Origin of the sequence: Pauljensenia sp. 20925_1_25 (assembly GCF_041433955.1) — a bacterium.
Taxonomy (GTDB): domain Bacteria; phylum Actinomycetota; class Actinomycetes; order Actinomycetales; family Actinomycetaceae; genus Pauljensenia.
In genome coordinates, this window is sequence record NZ_JAPWCL010000001.1 from 272,040 (window position 1) to 289,195 (window position 17,156).

The following is a 17,156-nucleotide window of genomic DNA, read 5'->3' on the forward strand; positions in this document are numbered from 1 at the left end:
GGTCCAAAGTGACACTGGTGTCAGAACCTAACTAAGGGTATCCTTGGTTGTGTACTCGTGTGCGTCATGTTGATAGGAGCACAATGAAACGTGCGATCGTGGTCGTCTGCTCGTGGGCAGCGGCTCTCTGCCTGGCCGCCGCCTACCTGGCGATCGGCTGGGGTATCGATGATATTGCGGGACACAACGCCTGGTCGACATGGTGGATTGGCGTGCTGGGTGCCCTGGGATCGGGCGTGTTCGCGTGGGCGGTTAGCGCCCTGGGAGCCGCCCAGATGAACCAGATGGAGCCCGCGCTGCGCCACTCGATGATCCGACAGGTCTTCGCCCTGGGGCCCTCACAGCGCACCAACGAGCGCGCGGGCCGCGTCGTCAACTCCGCCACCGACGGTGTCGAGCGTGTCGCCGCCTACAAGGGCATTTTCTTGGCCCCCATGATCGCGTCGCTGACGACCCCGATCCTCGTCGTCATCGTCGTTGCCCTGACGATCGACCCGGCCTCGGGCGGCTTCCTCGCGATTGCGATCCCGCTGGTCCCGATCTGCGTCATGGGCTTCCGCAAGGCTTTCAAGCCGGTGTCCTCACGCTACCGCCACGCTTCGCGTCAGCTCGCCGCCAAGGAGCTCGACGCCATCCAGGGCCTGGGCGACCTGGCCCTCATGAACGCCGGCAAGGACATGGGCAAGCGCCTGGCCGCGGCCGCCGAAGAGGTCCGCTCGAAGGTCATGAGCTACCTGGCCGGCAATCAGCTGATCCTCCTCGTCATCGACTCCGTCTTCTCCCTCGGCATGATCACCGGCGCGATCACGCTGGCCCTTATCCGCTACCAGCAGGGCGCGATCACCGTCGGCGAGGGAATCTCCCTCGTGCTGCTGTCCTCGATCATGCTCGACCCGCTGGACCGCATCGGCCAGTTCTTCTACATCGGCATGGGCGGCATGGCGGCCAACAAGGAGATCAAGAAGTTCATCAAGCAGACCCCGCCGGTCACGGACGCCAAGGGTGTCAAGGCCCCGGCGATCCCGCCCCAGCGCGGCGAGATCCGCCTCAGCGGTGTCTCCTTCTCCTACACCGAGGACACCCCGGTCCTGCAGGGCGCGAACCTGACCCTCACCCAGGGCGAGCATGTTGCCCTCGCTGGCCCCTCGGGTGCCGGCAAGTCCACGATCTCGGCGCTGCTGCAGGGCTTCCTGCGCCCCACGCGAGGCCGCGTGAGCCTCAACGGTGTCGACCTGGCCCGCGCGCCACTGTCGTGGGTGCGCGCCCAGACCGCCGTCGTCGAGCAGAGCACCTACCTGTTCTCCGGCACGCTGCGCGACAACCTGCTCCTGGCCGCCCCCGCGGCCACGGACGACCAGCTCATCGAGGCCCTGCGCGCCGCCCACCTGGGGGAGTTCGTTGACACGCTGCCCGGTGGCCTCGACGCCCGCGTGGGTGCCCGAGGCCTGGCCGTGTCGGGCGGCGAGGCCCAGCGCATCGCGATCGCCCGCGCCTTCCTGAAGAATGCGTCGATCATGATCCTGGACGAGCCCACCGCCCACGTGGACCTGGCCTCCGAGCGCGAGATCCTCGCGTCGCTCGAGACCGTGTGTGCCGGGCGCACGACCCTGACGATCTCTCACCGAGACGCCACCATCAAGGGCGCCGACCGCGTCGCGACCCTGCAGGAAGGAACGATCCGATGACCCGCAGGCAACTGTCTCTTCGACTCCTGTCGATCACGCGGCGTGTCCTGCCGCCGCTCGCGGCCTCCATCGCCGCCCGCATCGTCTTCCTCATGATCGGCATCGCCCTGTTCGCCCTGGGCGGCTGGGCCGTCGCCGGCCTCGCGTCGGGGGAGAGTGCCTGGAGCATCGCCCTCGTCATTGTTTGTGCGATTGGCCTGAGTCTGCTCAAGGGCCTGGCCCGCTACCTCGAGCAGTTCGCTGGACACTTCGTGGCCTTCCACTCCCTGGCGATGCTGCGCAACTACTTCTACGACCAGCTCGAGCCCCAGGCTCCCGCGGGCACGGACCGCCTGGATTCGGGCGACATCATGAACCGCGTGACGAAGGACATCGACCGCGTCGAGGTTTTCTTCGCCCACACGCTCGCCCCCGTCACCACAGCCGTCATTGTGCCGATCCTGACGCTCGTGTGGATGGGCACGACCGTGTCCTGGGCGGTCGCCGCCGTCCTGGGTCCCTTCCTGGTCGTTGTTGGAGCGATCATCCCGTTCCTGGGATCGAGCTCGACCGCCCGCGCGGCCCGCGAGCTGCGCGACGCACGAGGCGCGCTCGCCGCCCATGTCACCGACTCGGTGCAGGGCGTGCGCGAGGTCCTGGCATTTGGCGCGCAGGAGCGACGCGAGGCCGAGATGGATGACATCGAGGCGCACATAGACTCCGGGCTGGGTATCCAGGGCCGCTGGATCGCCCTGCGCCGCGGCCTCAACCAGGCCGCCGTGGCCGCCGGCATCGTCACCGTCGCCATGGTCGCGGGTTCCGAATACCTCGGCGGTGCCCTGACCCTGCCCCAGGTGGGCCTCGCTATCGGCATCGCTATGGGGTCTTTTGGCCCGGTTCTCGCGGTGGAAGAGTTCGCCGCCGACCTGGATCAGGCCTTTGCCTCGGCCGCCCGTGTCTTCGCGATCACCGACCGTGCCCCGGCCGTCGCAGACCCCGCGAACCCGGTGCCGCTTGCCCCCGGCGACATCGTGATCAGCGACGTGACCTTCGCTTACCCGACGGATGAGGACGCGCCCGCCCCTGCCCCCACCGTCCTGGATGGCGTCAGCATCCGCATTCCCGCCGGAAAACGCACCGCTATCGTGGGTGCATCCGGATCGGGCAAGTCGACGCTTGCCTCACTGCTCACCCGCACGTGGGACCCAGCCTCGGGCACGGTCACTATCGGTGGCACGAACGTCGCTGACGCCTCCCTGACGGACCTGCGCTCGACGGTCGCCTTCGCGCCCCAGCGCCCCTACCTGTTTAACGACTCGCTGCGCGCCAACTTGCTCCTCGCGGCACCCGACGCCACCGACGAGGACCTTGAGTCTGCTCTAGAGGCCGTGGACCTCATCGACTGGCTGGCCACGGAAAAGGACGGCCTGGACACGGTCGTCGGTAACATGGGCGAGCGCCTCTCGGGCGGCCAGCGTCAGCGCCTGGCCCTGGCGCGTGGGCTCCTGCGAGACGCACCCATTGTCGTCCTCGACGAGGCCACCAGCCAGGTCGACCCGGCCACCGAGGCGCGCGTGCGCGAGGGCATCGCCCGCGTCGCCGCCGACTCCACGATTGTCGAAATCGCTCACCGCATCAGCGCCGTGCGCGACGCCGACCAGATCGTCGTCATGGACGCCGGCCGCGTCATCGAGACGGGCACGTACGCCGAGCTGCACGCCCGAGGCGGCGCGCTCGCCGCGCTCGAGGCGCGCGAAACCGACGCTCAACCCAGCGCCTGACGCACGCAAGCGGCGCGGGGGATGGGGCTACGGCCTCGTCCCCCGCGTCTTTGTGTGCTCGCTCGCGATAGGATGCACCCTATGGAAAAACTGATCGGCTGGACAAAAGCTGACGCGTGGGGTTCCACGAACGCGATCCCCGAGTTCCTGGGCGCTGCCGCCGGGGACGATCCCGTGTCCGAGGTGTGGTTCGGCACCCACCCGGACGGGCCGACGCTGCTGACGAGCGGCGACACGCTCGCGGAGCACATCGCGGCGGACCCCAAGCGCGCGCTGGGCGGCGGCCTGCTCTACGCCTTCGGCTCGACGCTGCCGTACCTGGCGAAGATCATCGCGCCCGCCCAAACCCTCTCCCTGCAGGTGCATCCGACGAAGGAGATCGCTCGCGAGGGATACCTGCGCGAGGAGGTCCTGGGGATTGAGCGCACGGATCCGCGCCGCGTTTACCGGGACATGAACCACAAGCCGGAGATGATCTACGCGCTCACCGAGTTCAGCGCGCTCGTCGGCTTCCGCGTGCCGCGTAAGGCGCGTGAGCTCCTCGTGGGGCTGGAGGGTGAGCTGGCCGAGCGCCTGCGTCACCGCCTCAAGCTCTCGACCGTGCGCGGCGGCTTACGTTCCCTGGCGACCTGGCTTTTCGACGAGGATTCCCCGGCGACCCCTGAGCTCGTCGAAGAGTTCGTGGAGGCGTGCCGCTGCCGCCTCGCGTCGGGCACGTCCCCCTCGCCGCGCACTGATACGCTCGTGAGTGTCCTGGGGGAGAAGCACCCGGGCGACCCGGGCATTATCGTCGCGTTCCTCATGAACCCGGTGTCGTTGCGCCCCGGCGAGGCCGTCTATATTCCGCCGCGCCAGATCCACGCCTACCAGTCGGGCCTGGGTATCGAGGTTATGGCGTCCTCGGATAACGTCGTGCGCGCGGGCCTGACCCGCAAGTACGTGGATTCCGCGCAGCTCGTGGAGATCACTGAGTTTTCGGCGCTGCCGCCCGTGCGCGTGGCACCCGAGCACCCCTCGGCGACGACGGACCGCTTCCTGGCACCCGCCCAGGAGTTTGATCTGTCCGTGACGACGCTGGCCCCCGGCACACACACCTCCCGCGTCGATGAGGTGGCCGTGCCCGGTGAGGGGCCGCGCATCATCATCGCAACCTCCGGGTCGGTCACGCTGCACGTGAGCGAGGAGCAGGGCGGAGACAGCGTCGAGCTTGGCCGTGGCGAGGCCGTGTTTGTCTCCGCGGCTGAGCGTCGCGTGTGGGCGTACGGTACGGGTTCGTTCGTTCAGGTTGCTGCCCCCTGATCGGGGTGAGCCGCCACGCGGGGACGAGGCCGTGGCTGACTCCGTTGTCAAGTCGTCCCACGTGGTGGTCTTGGTTTGTGAAAAAGTCTTGGTCGTCCTGACTTTTCGCCTAAACTAGAGGTCGGGCCTCGGCTCCGCTCGCTGCGACGAGGTCCGCTTGTCAATCGCAGTGCGGGTACCGCGTGGGGGTACCCGCACTGCGATTCTCTGTATGCCTCAGAAAACGCCGCTCACCCAGTCGGCCAGGGTCTTACACGTGTCGGCTAGCTCGCCCTCATGGGCGTCGTACCCGGCCACGATATCTTCCGTGTCGACATGCACGTTATTCTCTGCCCACACGGTCGCGGTCTCGCGCGTGACCTCGGGGTGGAACTGCACGCCGAGGGCGGTCCCGTACGAAAAAATCTGCGTGTACTTGTCCGAGCGTGCCCACTCGCGCGCGCCGCGGGGCAGCGCGACGATGGCGTCGCCGTGGTCGGCGAAGACCGTGTGGGTCGAAGCCAGGGCCATACGCAGGGGGACAGCTCCGCCTCCGCCCGCCTGATCGTTCGTGCCCCACACCAGGGAGATCACGCCGTATTCCGGACCCGCCGGGTCAGCGACGCTCACGCGCCCGCCGAAAGTCGCGGCGATCAACTGGGCACCCAGGCAGATGCCGAGGACCCGCACGTTCGCGCGCACGCAACGGCGCACGAGCTGGCGCTCGGCTTCCAGCCACGGCCACGCCTCATCGTCGTAGGCGTTCGCTCGGCCACCCAGCAGGATGAGGGCACCCGGCAGGGGAGCGGCGGCCAGGTCGCTGAGGCGCTGCGGGTCCTCCCAGGCGCGCACCACCTCGTGACCGCCGAGGAAGGCGGACAGCTGACCCACCGGGACAATCGGGTCGTTTTGAATCACGAGGACGCTCATACACCAATTGTAGTTGCGATCACGCGTATATACCTACCGGCCTTTGAAGAAGAGGAACAGGTGGCGCTCGCGGATCGACACGGCGGTGATTGCGATACCGATGAGCGTCCACGACGCGGCACACAGGCCCTCGGCCCCCACCAAGCGCATGAGGTCGGCGCGATCACCGGGTGCTGCTCCGCTCAGGATCGTGAGGCATATGCCGGAGGTGACGATACACGCGCCACCCACCCACGCCACGGCCTCGACCAGTTGAAGGAACGTCGTATCCGACGTGTGGAGTCCAGCGTGCAGAGCCGAGGCAATCTCCAGGCGACGCCACCACGTGGCGGCGGCCCCCAAGGTCAGGCCGATGGCGCTCGCGGCGATCCACGCCCACCAGGTTGGCCTGTGCGTTAGTCGCCCGGCCGCGTCGAAAGTCGTCCCGCGCGTAGGGTTCATGGCTAGGACCTGGGCGTTCTGATCGTCGCTTCCAACGAGGGTTGAGCGCGCCAAGGCATCCACGTCGTCGCTGTGCGGCCAGGATTCGTACCAGCACTCGTCGAAGGTCCCCATCGCGGGCACGGGGGCGAGCGCTGCGTAGGCGTAGCCGGGACGGCGCCCGTCGTTTTCGTCCCACGGGTAGGTGCCCGCGACCTCGGCCTGTCCGTGTGTGAGGGGGAGAAGGGTTCCTTGAGGTGTGCCGAGGTCCTCGGCTACCTGCTCAGGGAGCAGAATGCCCGTCGGATCAGCCGTTGTCGTCCCCAGGAGAGAGGCGATTCCGGGCGTGACCTCGTACAGGGGGAGCGACGAGGCAGGAAGGGCGAGCGGGGACAAGCTGGATTCGACCGAGCGAACGGCTCCCGCGCGCACCCCGGGGATTCGCGACAGGGCCTCGCAGGCGGCTCCGTCGATGCCGCCCTGTGCCTGGAGGACTCGCACCGATCCTAGATGGACACGGAAAGAGGCCGCCTCAACGCTGACGGAACGAAGAGAGAACGCGTCCGCGCAGATGATGCCTCCGACCAGGGCGGTGGCCAGGACGGTCAGAATCCCGACGCGTGCCGTCCCGCTCAGGCAGTCCCTCCACGCCTCGGACAGGAGTGCTCGCCACGAGAATGCGCTCATCGCTGTCCCTCCTCATCCTGAAAGTGTGCGAGGTCAATGACGGCGTCGCACTGCGCGCGAATCGACGGATCGTGCGTCGCGATCACGACGCTGACCCCGTCCTCGCGCAGAGAGCCGAGCGTGGAGGCGATGTCGCGAGCCGTGGACTGATCAAGCTGCGCGGTCGGTTCATCCACGAGGAGCAGTGTGGGGGCGCATGCGAGTCCGCGCGCGAGGAGCACACGCTGCGCTTCGCCGCCCGACAGATCCCGAAATGGGCGGGTCGCCAGATGCGCGAGATTGAAAGCGTCGAGGAGCCGGTGTGCCTCCACATTGGCCTGTGCCCGGCTCATGCCGCGGGCCAACAGGGGCAGCGCGACGTGGTCAATCGCGCTGCGCGCGCGAACGCCGAATGGGTTCTGGAAGACCCACGCAATGCGGGGACTCTGTGAACCAGGCGGACGGGGGACGGTGATCGTTCCCTCGGTCGGAGTCTCCCATCCCGCGATCAGCGACAGCAGCGTTGATTTGCCAGAACCGGATGGGCCGATGATGGCGGTAAGGGCACCGTCCTCGCAGCGGGCGCTGAGATGGCGAAAGAGCCACGGGGTGGCGGCGAACTTGTGCCCGACGTTGTCTAGCTCGATGGACATGAGCGTCCCTCGACGGCGGTGTCGACGGCGGAAAGCGGGGTCGTTGGCAGGACGTAGGTTCGGCCAAGCTGAGAGGAAACGATGGAGACGGGAATCGGCGTGCCGCTTGCAAAGACGCACGCGTTCGTCGCGTCTCCGATCACTGAGGCCGGCGGGATGACCGTGACGGTGATGGGGGCGGCGAGCTTCCAGGAGACGGGCAGCTGAACGGGTCCATCGCCGCTCGGGGCGGAGCGGACGAAGTCCGTGTATTCGCGCGAGGACAGGATCGTCGCTGTCAGGGTGGGGTCGGTGATGACGCCGTCAGAGGGGACCGGGTAGTCCGTGTCCCCCAGGGTGATGACGTGGTCCGCGGGATAGGCGTCCGGTGGGACGGAGAGGCGCAAAGAGTCGCGGGAGTCCTCAAGGGCGAGGAGAACCGTCTGCGTATCGACGCTGTCACCCAGGTGAACGGGGACCGACGAGGGGGTGATGGTCGGCGCGGGAATCCACAGGACGTGAGAGGCTTCGATGCGGGAGGGGACACCTCCGGCTCCGTCGTTCACGCCCATTGCCGAGGCCAGGGCCGCTCGTGTGGAGGCGGTGACCCGGTTAGATTCCGCGGGAGCAGCATATCCGAGCCGCGCAAGCTCACCGTTCAGGGCAGCGATATCGGGTCCCGTGGCTCCGTCCACCACGTCCTGATAAAGCGGGGTGGACAGGGCCAAGGCAAGAAGGGGAAGGCCGTCAATCTCGCAGGGGAGAGAACCCGACGTGACGGGAGTTCCCATCGCCGCCTGAAGGGCCGTGATGCGCCCGGCGATGGGGGAGGTGAGTTCGTGAGGCGAGGCCGGGGGAATCGTGAGGGTGAGGGAGCGCGTATCGGTGAACTCGCGCGTGGTGACGGGGACCGTCGGTAGAGCAGATGACGATGCTAGCGAGGCCGGGGTGGGCGGCGAGGCGATGAGAATACCCGCGCTGACCCCGCCCGCACCGGCGATGAGAGCGACAAACGCGGTGAGGGCGAGCCAGCGGCGGGTGGGTGCCATCTCAACTCCTGAGGGTGGTTGTGGTCATGTGCTGGGGTCCTCGAGGCATCTCTGCAAAATGTTGGGCCCCTGAGCTGGGTCGATGAACGGCAGCGCGCTTGAGAGAGGCGTTCCGCTCTCGCGAGCGCGCGCGAGCTCTTGGGCCGTGAAGGACGGCTCAACCGCCTTGTTGCGGATCAAACACTGCGTGTACAGCTCGTTGAAATCCCGGTGATCCGGGTTGACTCGCATGTCGAACTCGAGCGCCTCGATGATCGGCTCACCGGCATCGATGGAACAGGCGGAGACGAATTCTTGTTGCTGTTCCTCAGATATGGAGGAGCCAATCGGCTGATCGGGGACGCTCAGCGTGCCGCCCGGGCCAAAAGACGCGCCGGTGACGCCCTTGTCCGTCAGGCAGCTCAGCACGCGCTGACGCATGTCCTGGAGTTCTGCCTCGCTGATGGCAGAGTCGGCGAGGACAGATTGAACGAATTCGTTGGACGCCCACTCATTGCGCGCCTGCTCAATGTCGGCCGCCCACGGCCCCTCCGCCGCAGGTGTGGTCTGTTGGCAGCCGCATACTGTGGCGACGGCGACAACAACGGCTGCGAGCAGACCAGCGCGCGAACGGATGACGTGCGTGCCCTCCCTGTTGTGCGCTCCCATGATGTTCTCCCTTGAACAGTTGGAATCCGGGTGCCTTCTCACAGGATAGCGAGGAAGCAACTCTGTCACCTGTAGGACAGGAAGGTGAGTTGGAAGTTCGGCATGCACGTGCCCCGGACGTGCTGCAGCCCCCAGTCCCGGAACCCGACGCGGCGTGCGATCCCCACCGCGGCGAGCCGACCCAGAATTGGGGGCTGCAACACGTGTTTAATTGTGTGAGGCAAAGCTCAAAGAATGGGGAGCTTTGCCTGAGAAAAGCCTGGGAAAGGCGCGCGGGGTGGATGCTCATCCACCCCGCGCGCCCCAGGTCAGCAATCAGACGATCACTTCGATGCGAGGCGAGCGCCCTGCGCCAGCGCCTCTAGCTTCGCCCACGCAATCGACGGGTAGATACGTCCGCCCAGGCCGCAGTCCGTCGACGCCACGACACGCTCGTCGCCCACAATGTCCGCAAACTGGCGGATACGCTGAGCCACCAGCTCCGGGTGCTCCACAACGTTCGTCGAGTGCGACACGACGCCCGGGATCAGGTACTTGCCCTCGGGCAGTTCGATGTCGCGCCAGATCGTCCACTCGTGCGCGTGGCGAGCATTCGCCGCCTCGAACGTCGGGCCATTCGCGTTGACCAGCAGGGCCAGATCCACGATGTCCTTGAACGCAATATCCGTCGTGTGCGGGCCGTGCCACGAACCCCAGCACACGTGGAAACGCACCAGATCCGGATCGATGCCCTCCAGCGCATGGTTCAGTGCATCAATACGCACGCGAGAGAACGCGCGGTAATCCTCAACCGACGGCTCCGGGTTCATCTGATCCCAGCCCTCCGCGATATCCGGCGCATCAATCTGCACCGTCAGGCCCGCGTCCGTAATCCGCTTGTACTCCTCGCGCAGCACGTCCGCACACGCCCACACCACGGCCTCGTCGTCCTCATAGAACGCGTTAGCCACGCGAGCCGCCGAACCCGGCGAAATCGCCGCCACGAAACCATCCGACACGGGCTTACCCGCCGCCGCGAGCGCGTGCTTCGTGCCCGCGATGTCGCGCTCCACGGCCTCGGCACCGATGTAGGTCAGCTCGCCCGTGATCGTCGGGAAGGTGATCGGGTTGCGGTTCGCGATGTGAATACCCGAATCCGGATCCGCGTACGCGTCCGCGAAACGCTGCCAGTCGCGGCGCTCAGCAAACGACGAGAAGGACAGGCGGCCATCGCGGCCGGCGGGGGGACGCACGTCGAAACGCTGGACGTCCTCAAAGGACAATCCGCCGAAACGCGAGAAGGAATACGTCCACCACGCACCGTAATCAACCGCGTCGATCATCGCGTGGCCGTACTCGCCGTCGTTGACGATATCCAGGCCGATCTCGGCCTGACGCTTCACAACGCCGTCAACCTGATCCTGCAGAAGGGACGTGAAATCAGCATCGCCAAGCGAGCCCTCGCGGCGCGCGCGATTCGCCTCAATCAACTCGGGGGTACGGGGCAGGGAACCAACATGAGTGGTGCGAATAGTCATCGCAGTCCTTTCTCTTCACTGTGCCCTCAGCCTACGTTTCGCGCGTCGAGAACGGGGACAAATGCCTGATCGTGGACATATGGAATTAACCACGAGGCCGGTTAGGTGCTATTTCGTGCACGCGCCCCTTGCGTTTTCCTTGACATCGCGCCCCCAAGCGTCCACACACTGACACGGCGTCCCGCCGGGCGAAGCCCCCGGAATACCGCGCGAAAACCACCCGCACCCAGCCCCGGCCTCGTCCACGAGACGAAACCCGCACGGAAACGCGGCGCACACGCTCCTACTGTGGAGTCATTACACGGCAACAGAAAGGCACATCATGAGTCGCCCGCTGCGCTCGGCAACATCCACCCAAGGCCGCAACATGGCCGGAGCTCGCGCCCTGTGGCGCGCCACCGGCATGACAGACGGCGACTTCGGCAAGCCGATCATCGCCATCGCCAACTCCTACACCCAGTTCGTGCCCGGCCACGTGCACCTGAAGAACATGGGCGACCTGGTCGCCGGAGCCATCGAAGCGGCCGGCGGCGTCGCCAAGGAATTCAACACGATCGCCGTCGACGACGGCATCGCCATGGGCCACGACGGCATGCTCTACTCCCTGCCCAGCCGCGACCTCATCGCCGACTGCGTCGAAACCATGGTTAACGCACACCGCGCCGACGCCCTCGTGTGCATCTCCAACTGTGACAAGATCACCCCCGGCATGCTCCTGGCCGCCATGCGCCTGAACATCCCCACCATCTTCGTTTCCGGCGGCCCCATGGAATCCGGTGCCGCCGTCGACGGCGTCGTCGAACACCGCCTCGACCTCATCGATGCCATGGTCATGGCCGTCGACGACTCCGTCAGCGACAACCAGCTGGCCAGCATCGAAGCCAACGCGTGCCCCACCTGCGGCTCCTGCGCCGGCATGTTCACCGCGAACTCCATGAACTGCCTCAACGAGGCCATTGGCCTGGCCCTGCCCGGCAACGGCACCACCCTGGCCACCCAGATCGAACGCAAGAAGCTCTTCACCGAGGCCGGCGCGCGCATCGTCGACATGTGCCGCGCCTACTACGAGAACGAGGACGACTCCGTCCTGCCGCGCTCCATCGCCACGAAGGAAGCCTTCGAGAACGCCATGAGCCTGGACGTGGCCATGGGCGGCTCCACCAACACCGTCCTGCACATCCTCGCCATCGCCCACGAGGCCGGCGTCGACTTCACGCTCGATGACATTGACGCGATCTCGCGCCGCGTGCCCTGCCTGTGCAAGGTGGCCCCCAACTCCACGACCTACCACATCGAGCACGTCCACCGCGCCGGCGGCATCCCCGCCCTGCTCGGCGAGCTTGACCGCGCCGGCCTGCTCCACCGCGACGTGCACTCCGTCCACTCCTCCAGCCTGGCTGACTGGCTGGGCGCGTGGGACGTGCGCGGTGGGAGCGCCACCGACGAGGCCACGCACCGTTTCCTCGCCGCCCCCGGCGGCGTGCGCACCACGCAGGCCTTCTCGACCGCCAACCTGTTCGAATCCCTCGACACTGACTCCGAGAACGGCTGCATCCGCTCCGTCGAGCACGCCTACACGAAGGACGGCGGCCTGGCCGTCCTCTACGGCAACATCGCCGCCAACGGCGCGATCATCAAGTCCGCCGGCATCGACGAGTCCCTCTTCCACTTCGTCGGCAAGGCCTTCGTCGTCGAGTCCCAGGAGGAAGCCGTCGAGGCCATCCTCAGCAAGCAGGTGAAGGAAGGCGACGTCGTCGTCATCTTGTACGAGGGCCCCAAGGGCGGCCCCGGCATGCAGGAAATGCTCTACCCGACCTCCTACCTCAAGGGCCTGGGCCTGGGCAAGAAGTGCGCGCTCATCACCGACGGTCGCTTCTCCGGCGGCACGTCCGGCATCTCCATCGGACATATCTCGCCCGAGGCCGCGGCCGGCGGCGCGATCGGCCTCGTGCGCACCGGCGACGAGATCGAAATCGACGTCAACAACCGCGTCCTGCGCGCGAACGTGAGCGACGAGGAACTTGAGCGCCGCCGCGCCGAAAAGGGTGCCGCGCCGTGGAAGCCCTCCAAGCAGCGCCCCCGCAAGGTCTCCGACGCCCTGCGCGTCTACGGCATGCTCGCCGCGTCCGCCGACAAGGGCGGCGTGCGCGTCCTGCCCGACTGGGCGTGAGTCAAGCGCCTACAATCGTGGGCATGCATGGAGAGTACAAAGTCCCCGGAGGCAAGCTCGTCGTCGTCGACACCGACGTGGAGGAGGACCGCCTCGCGCGCGTGAGCGTGTCGGGCGATTTCTTCCTCGACCCCGACGACGCGCTCACCCGGATCACCGCGTCCCTCGAAGGGGCCCCGGCCTCGTCGAGCGCCAAGGATCTGGCCGCGCGCGTCGCCGGTGCCCTCCACGAGGGTGACACTCTCATGGGCGTGACCCCCGAGGCCGTCGGCATCGCCGTGCGCCGCGCCCTGGGTGCCGCCCTGTCGTGGGATGACATCGACTTCGACGTCATCCACGGCCCCGTCGTCGATCCGATGATCAACGTCGCCATGGACGAAACCCTGGTCGAGGACGTGGCCGCGGGACGCCGCAAGCCCTTCATGCGCCTGTGGGAATGGAACGGACCGCAGGTCGTCATCGGCTCCTTCCAGTCCTACCAGAACGAAATCCAGCAGGACGGCGTGGAGCGCTACGGCATCACCGTGTCGCGACGCGTCACCGGCGGCGGTGCCATGTTCATGGAGCCCGGCAACTGCATTACCTACTCGCTCGTCATCCCTACCGCCCTCGTGGAGGGAATGAGCTTCGAGCAGGCCTACCCCTACCTCGATCAGTGGGTCATGGAGGTCCTCGACAAGCTGGGCATCAAGGCCACATACGTGCCGCTCAACGACATCGCCTCCGAGTACGGCAAGATCGGCGGCGCCGCGCAGAAACGCTGGGCGAACGGCTACATGGTCCACCACGTGACCATGGCCTACGACATCGACGCCATCAAGATGAACGAGGTCCTGCGCATCGGCATGGAGAAGATCCGAGACAAGGGCACCCGCAGCGCCGTCAAGCGCGTGGACCCCATGCGCTCCCAGACCGGCCTTCCCCGCGAGGAAATCCTCCAGGCGTTCTTCGACCACTTCAAGGAGAAGTACAACGCCACGGTCGGCACCATCACCGACGAAGACCTCGAGGTCGCACGCCAGCGCTGCGAGACGAAGTTCGCGCGCGAGGAGTGGGTGCACCGCATCCCCTGAGAGCTCGGGTGCTTCGCTCGCTCGGTGTGAGCCGTGCGCTCCCGTTGACCGCTTCGGTATCGTCTCATTGACGAGGCCGGGGTGGGTTTTCGCGTTCCCACGCGGCTGCGCGCGTGACAGCGTCCGAGAATCGGCGTCGGAGTAACATGGACACATGTCGAGCGAAGCAATGCAGCCGAAACACGAAACCTTCAGGCTTTCCGAATTGCGTGACCTGGTGGCGACGGGACGCGTGCGGATCCCCGACTTTCAACGTTCCTTCCGGTGGACGAACCGAGACGTCGTTGCCCTCTTTGATTCCTTGCATCGGGGGTATCCCATCGGGAACCTGCTCATGTGGAAACGTGAGGCCCCGGCGCAGCGGGTCACCGTTGGTGCCATCGATATCGACGCCCCCCAGCGTTCGGACGCACTATGGCTCGTCGACGGTCAGCAACGTGTGACGAGTATCGTCAACGCGATGGATGCTCGCAGTCAACGAGATGGTCGTTTTGCGGTTGGGTACGATCTGGAAAATGCCTGCGTTGTCTCAACTCTGGGGCGTCATTCTCGCGCCGTCATGCCGCTCTTTCGTCTCTTCGACTTTGAGAGCGCCTGGCAGTGGTTCGAGGAGAACACCGAATTCCAGGCGTTGCGCGGCCGCTACCAGGAGGCCTTCAATACCTTTAACGCCGTGAGCGTTCCGGCGACTGTGCTGGAGGGAGCGGACGAGGATAAGCTCCGCGTTATCTTTGATCGCATTAATCAGAGCGGTAAGAAGCTCAAGTCTTTCGAGGTGTTTGAAGCGCTCAACAGCTCCGCATCCGATGGACGTACTCTGCGCTCGGTTTCGGATGCCGTTGCCCGTTCAACGAACTTTGGGCTGATTTCGGAAGACCAGGTCTTGAATGTACTGAAAGCTCGTCGGCATCCAGACTACGTTCGCGATGTGCGCGATGAGTTTGGAGACGAGCGACGGAGGATCTGCGATTTTCCGGACGAAGATCGTGACACCGCATACGCCGAGACGGAACGCGTTCTGATGAAAGCGACGCGATTCCTCCAAGAGAATTGTTGTATTCCCCATGCAACGTTGCTGCCGTACGGGGCGATTCTGGTGGTGGTGTCGCGCTTCTTCGCGCTGTTCCCCGAGCCGAAGCGTCGCAATAAAGAGCTGCTCAAGCGCTGGGTGTGGCGGACGATTTACAAGACTATCGGTATGACTTTGAGCAGTGCGAGCGGACAAACCAGAGCGTTTCTGAAAGACGTGCGCCGCGGAGATGAATCCGGTTCCGTTCAGAGACTACTGGAGAGCGTCGGTGAGCGGGGGGCCTCGAAACACGTCACGATTCCCGATGCGCGCATGAATCGCTCGGATGCTAAGGCATGCGTGTGTGCCATGTGGTCCTACTACGCTCGGGCGGACGACTATGCGGGTCAGGCGTCGATTGCCGTGTTTGATTCGCTCGTCGATGACTACGGTAGTGTGGCTGATCTCCTCGTGGAATACGTGGGGCGTCGTTGGTTTGAAGGGACAGATGTCAGTCGATATTCGTCGCTCGCAAATCGAGTGTTGATGGTCAATGAGGAGGCTCTGCGGGACGAGGAAGCGGCCTTAGCCTTCATGACAGCCCACCGGAACATGCTCATGCTCCCCGAGGCGGTAGAGGAGCGCGAGTCTTCAGCCGATCCGGTGGAATTGGTTGATCGGCGTGAGGAACTGTTGTCCGCGCGTGTGAACGAATTCTTCGAACTGATGATGGCATGGGATTACGTGTCCTTTGCCCCCGTTGAATTGACGTGAAAGGAACACAGATGTCGCTCTATTCGCCCGACGTTGAGTTTCGTGTTCGCCTGCATGGCATCGACATCGGGACAGTCTCGTGCTACTCGTCCAAGAGTTCGTTTCGGTTCTCCGATGAGTACTACTGGCGTGCGGATCGGTCTGTTCTTGGCTTCTGGTTCGAGAATGGGATGCGCCGTGAGGCGGGGGTGAAGGGGCGCTCTGTTCTTCCGCTGTGGTTTTCTGACCTCCTGCCTGAAGGGTTACTTCGAACGATTGTGTGTGCTCAGCATGGACTCCGTGAGGAAGATGAACCCGGCATTCTCGCCGTGCTCGGTGACGATTTGCCGGGAGCCGTGACGGTATCACGTATTGGAGATCCCATTCCGGGGCCAGCGGATGATGCCATGCAATCCAGTGATTCCACGTCGTTCTCAAAGGACACACGGATTCGCGCATCTATTGCCGGCAACGTCCTGAAGTTTTCGATGAAGTCTCGCGATCAGCGCCTGACTTTGCCCGGCAGTGGTGAGTATGGAGACCGTATCGTCAAGCTGCCGCCGCCGGGTGAGTACGACGCTCTCGTTCACAATGAGTTCTACGTGATGTCGCTCGCCAAAGCGTGTGGTATTGAGGTTCCTGACTTCGATGTTGTGCATCGGGAGAACGTCGAGATTGCGCCCTCTGATTGGGCAACAGCCGAGGAACACGCATTCAGCATTGCGCGCTTTGACAGGAGCGATCAAGGCCGCGTCCATATGGAGGATTTCTGTCAGGCGGGTAATCTGCCGGGGTTTCAGCGGTCGAAATATCAGAGTTCGGTCGAGTACGTGATGAGGGTCGCGTATCGGAATTACGACTTGCCGTCGCTTGTTGAGTGTGTCCGTCGGACGGTGTTCAACATGTTGTGTGGCAATGATGACGCGCATCTGAAGAATTGGAGCCTGGTATATCCGGACCGTCGCAATGGTGTTCTCTCGCCAGCCTATGACCTGGTGTGTACGGCCGTTTATTTTGATCGCCCCCAGGATATGGCGCTCAAGCTCAGTGGTAAAGAGATCTCTGCGGATATTTGTCTGGACGATTTCCGTCGTATCGCCGATATGTGTCATGTCGAGCGAGGCGTCATCGAAGAAGCTGTTCGCTCAATGATCGCCGCGTACGGTGAGGCACTGGACAAGGTCGAGGTGCCGACTCGCCTCACGAGCATCAGCGTCAGGGGACGGGATATCGACCTGCGTCCCTGGCTCCGTGAGCGCTATCAACGCCTGTCGGTGTCTCTGCTGTCCTAGCGTAGTTGGCGCGGCGTCCTCGGGAATCGTGCGCGGCTTGTCCGGGGTGTGGGGGACGAGGCCGGGGCGGGTTGTCGCTTAGAAGAGCTGGAGCGCGCGCACCCCGTGAATGACAAGCTCGACGCCGATGACGAGGATCAGGAAGCCCATGATGCGCACGATCGCGCCGACGCCGGTAGCTCCCAGCTTGTCGATCCAGGGCGTCGCGTAGCGCAGAAGCAGCGCGATGGCGGCGGCCGTGATGAGGATGCCCAGGACGATGCCGACGTGAAAA

14 protein-coding genes are annotated in these 17,156 nt (G+C 65.1%); 7 read left to right on the forward strand and 7 right to left on the reverse strand.

Features of this window, described 5'->3' with window-relative positions; all coding sequences use genetic code 11:
- Positions 1-83 precede the first annotated feature (83 nt).
- The 3 genes from O3932_RS01225 (at position 84) to manA (ending at position 4,744) form a co-directional block, all read left to right on the forward strand.
- Positions 84-1,685 carry an ABC transporter ATP-binding protein/permease gene (locus tag O3932_RS01225; RefSeq protein WP_371535626.1) on the forward strand — a complete coding sequence of 534 codons (1,602 nt, stop codon included), beginning with the start codon at positions 84-86 and terminating at the stop codon, positions 1,683-1,685.
- On the forward strand, positions 1,682-3,445 hold the full coding sequence (gene cydC / locus O3932_RS01230) for a thiol reductant ABC exporter subunit CydC (protein WP_371535629.1): 1,764 nt from the start codon (positions 1,682-1,684) through the stop codon (positions 3,443-3,445). Before O3932_RS01225 ends, cydC begins: the two co-directional genes overlap by 4 nt.
- Before the next feature lie 81 nt (positions 3,446-3,526).
- On the forward strand, positions 3,527-4,744 hold the full coding sequence (gene manA, locus O3932_RS01235) for a mannose-6-phosphate isomerase, class I (protein WP_009647481.1): 1,218 nt from the start codon (positions 3,527-3,529) through the stop codon (positions 4,742-4,744).
- Between the two features lie 216 nt (positions 4,745-4,960).
- Here manA and O3932_RS01240 read toward each other — a convergent pair whose 3' ends face one another.
- The 6 genes from O3932_RS01240 to O3932_RS01265 all read right to left on the reverse strand — a co-directional run bounded on the left by O3932_RS01240 (position 4,961) and on the right by O3932_RS01265 (position 10,585).
- A complete protein-coding gene (locus O3932_RS01240; protein WP_034504371.1) occupies positions 4,961-5,653 on the reverse strand; it encodes a type 1 glutamine amidotransferase in 693 nt (230 codons plus the stop codon).
- 33 nt (positions 5,654-5,686) lie between these two features.
- On the reverse strand, positions 5,687-6,760 hold the full coding sequence (locus tag O3932_RS01245; protein WP_371535633.1) for a hypothetical protein: 1,074 nt from the start codon (positions 6,758-6,760) through the stop codon (positions 5,687-5,689).
- Positions 6,757-7,392, reverse strand: a complete 636-nt coding sequence (locus tag O3932_RS01250) for an ABC transporter ATP-binding protein (protein ID WP_371535636.1) — start codon at positions 7,390-7,392, stop codon at positions 6,757-6,759. The genes O3932_RS01245 and O3932_RS01250 overlap by 4 nt, the downstream gene beginning before the upstream one ends.
- Positions 7,377-8,420 (reverse strand): hypothetical protein, encoded by a 1,044-nt coding sequence (locus O3932_RS01255; protein WP_371535638.1) that lies wholly within the window; start codon positions 8,418-8,420, stop codon positions 7,377-7,379. The genes O3932_RS01250 and O3932_RS01255 overlap by 16 nt, the downstream gene beginning before the upstream one ends.
- Before the next feature lie 24 nt (positions 8,421-8,444).
- Positions 8,445-9,068: a hypothetical protein gene (locus O3932_RS01260; RefSeq protein WP_371535640.1), complete on the reverse strand. Its 624-nt coding sequence runs from the start codon at positions 9,066-9,068 to the stop codon at positions 8,445-8,447.
- Between the two features lie 323 nt (positions 9,069-9,391).
- Positions 9,392-10,585, reverse strand: a complete 1,194-nt coding sequence (locus tag O3932_RS01265) for a cobalamin-independent methionine synthase II family protein (RefSeq protein ID WP_371535642.1) — start codon at positions 10,583-10,585, stop codon at positions 9,392-9,394.
- 322 nt (positions 10,586-10,907) lie between these two features.
- On the opposite strand from O3932_RS01265, the gene ilvD reads away from it, so the two are divergent.
- From ilvD to O3932_RS01285, 4 genes are all read left to right on the forward strand, one after another.
- On the forward strand, positions 10,908-12,755 hold the full coding sequence (ilvD, locus tag O3932_RS01270) for a dihydroxy-acid dehydratase (RefSeq protein WP_299239461.1): 1,848 nt from the start codon (positions 10,908-10,910) through the stop codon (positions 12,753-12,755).
- A gap of 23 nt (positions 12,756-12,778) precedes the next feature.
- The gene (locus tag O3932_RS01275; RefSeq protein WP_371535644.1) at positions 12,779-13,828 is read left to right on the forward strand and encodes a biotin/lipoate A/B protein ligase family protein; all 1,050 of its coding nucleotides are present in this window, start codon (positions 12,779-12,781) and stop codon (positions 13,826-13,828) included.
- 154 nt (positions 13,829-13,982) lie between these two features.
- Positions 13,983-15,611 (forward strand): DUF262 domain-containing protein, encoded by a 1,629-nt coding sequence (locus O3932_RS01280; RefSeq protein WP_371535647.1) that lies wholly within the window; start codon positions 13,983-13,985, stop codon positions 15,609-15,611.
- Between the two features lie 11 nt (positions 15,612-15,622).
- Positions 15,623-16,882, forward strand: a complete 1,260-nt coding sequence (locus tag O3932_RS01285) for a type II toxin-antitoxin system HipA family toxin (RefSeq protein WP_371535650.1) — start codon at positions 15,623-15,625, stop codon at positions 16,880-16,882.
- A 78-nt stretch (positions 16,883-16,960) separates the two neighbouring features.
- Here O3932_RS01285 and O3932_RS01290 read toward each other — a convergent pair.
- The coding region (locus O3932_RS01290; protein ID WP_371535652.1) for a MarC family protein at positions 16,961-17,156 on the reverse strand (196 nt) is incomplete at its 5' end.

Bases quoted from the DNA above. Each gene is read 5' to 3' on its own strand.
- O3932_RS01225 (WP_371535626.1), top strand. From the start codon at position 84: ATGAAACGTGCGATCGTGGTCGTCTGCTCGTGGGCAGCGGCTCTCTGC.
- cydC (WP_371535629.1), top strand. From the start codon at position 1,682: ATGACCCGCAGGCAACTGTCTCTTCGACTCCTGTCGATCACGCGGCGT.
- manA (WP_009647481.1), top strand. From the start codon at position 3,527: ATGGAAAAACTGATCGGCTGGACAAAAGCTGACGCGTGGGGTTCCACG.
- O3932_RS01240 (WP_034504371.1), bottom strand. From the start codon at position 5,653: ATGAGCGTCCTCGTGATTCAAAACGACCCGATTGTCCCGGTGGGTCAG.
- O3932_RS01245 (WP_371535633.1), bottom strand. From the start codon at position 6,760: ATGAGCGCATTCTCGTGGCGAGCACTCCTGTCCGAGGCGTGGAGGGAC.
- O3932_RS01250 (WP_371535636.1), bottom strand. From the start codon at position 7,392: ATGTCCATCGAGCTAGACAACGTCGGGCACAAGTTCGCCGCCACCCCG.
- O3932_RS01255 (WP_371535638.1), bottom strand. From the start codon at position 8,420: ATGGCACCCACCCGCCGCTGGCTCGCCCTCACCGCGTTTGTCGCTCTC.
- O3932_RS01260 (WP_371535640.1), bottom strand. From the start codon at position 9,068: ATGGGAGCGCACAACAGGGAGGGCACGCACGTCATCCGTTCGCGCGCT.
- O3932_RS01265 (WP_371535642.1), bottom strand. From the start codon at position 10,585: ATGACTATTCGCACCACTCATGTTGGTTCCCTGCCCCGTACCCCCGAG.
- ilvD (WP_299239461.1), top strand. From the start codon at position 10,908: ATGAGTCGCCCGCTGCGCTCGGCAACATCCACCCAAGGCCGCAACATG.
- O3932_RS01275 (WP_371535644.1), top strand. From the start codon at position 12,779: ATGCATGGAGAGTACAAAGTCCCCGGAGGCAAGCTCGTCGTCGTCGAC.
- O3932_RS01280 (WP_371535647.1), top strand. From the start codon at position 13,983: ATGTCGAGCGAAGCAATGCAGCCGAAACACGAAACCTTCAGGCTTTCC.
- O3932_RS01285 (WP_371535650.1), top strand. From the start codon at position 15,623: ATGTCGCTCTATTCGCCCGACGTTGAGTTTCGTGTTCGCCTGCATGGC.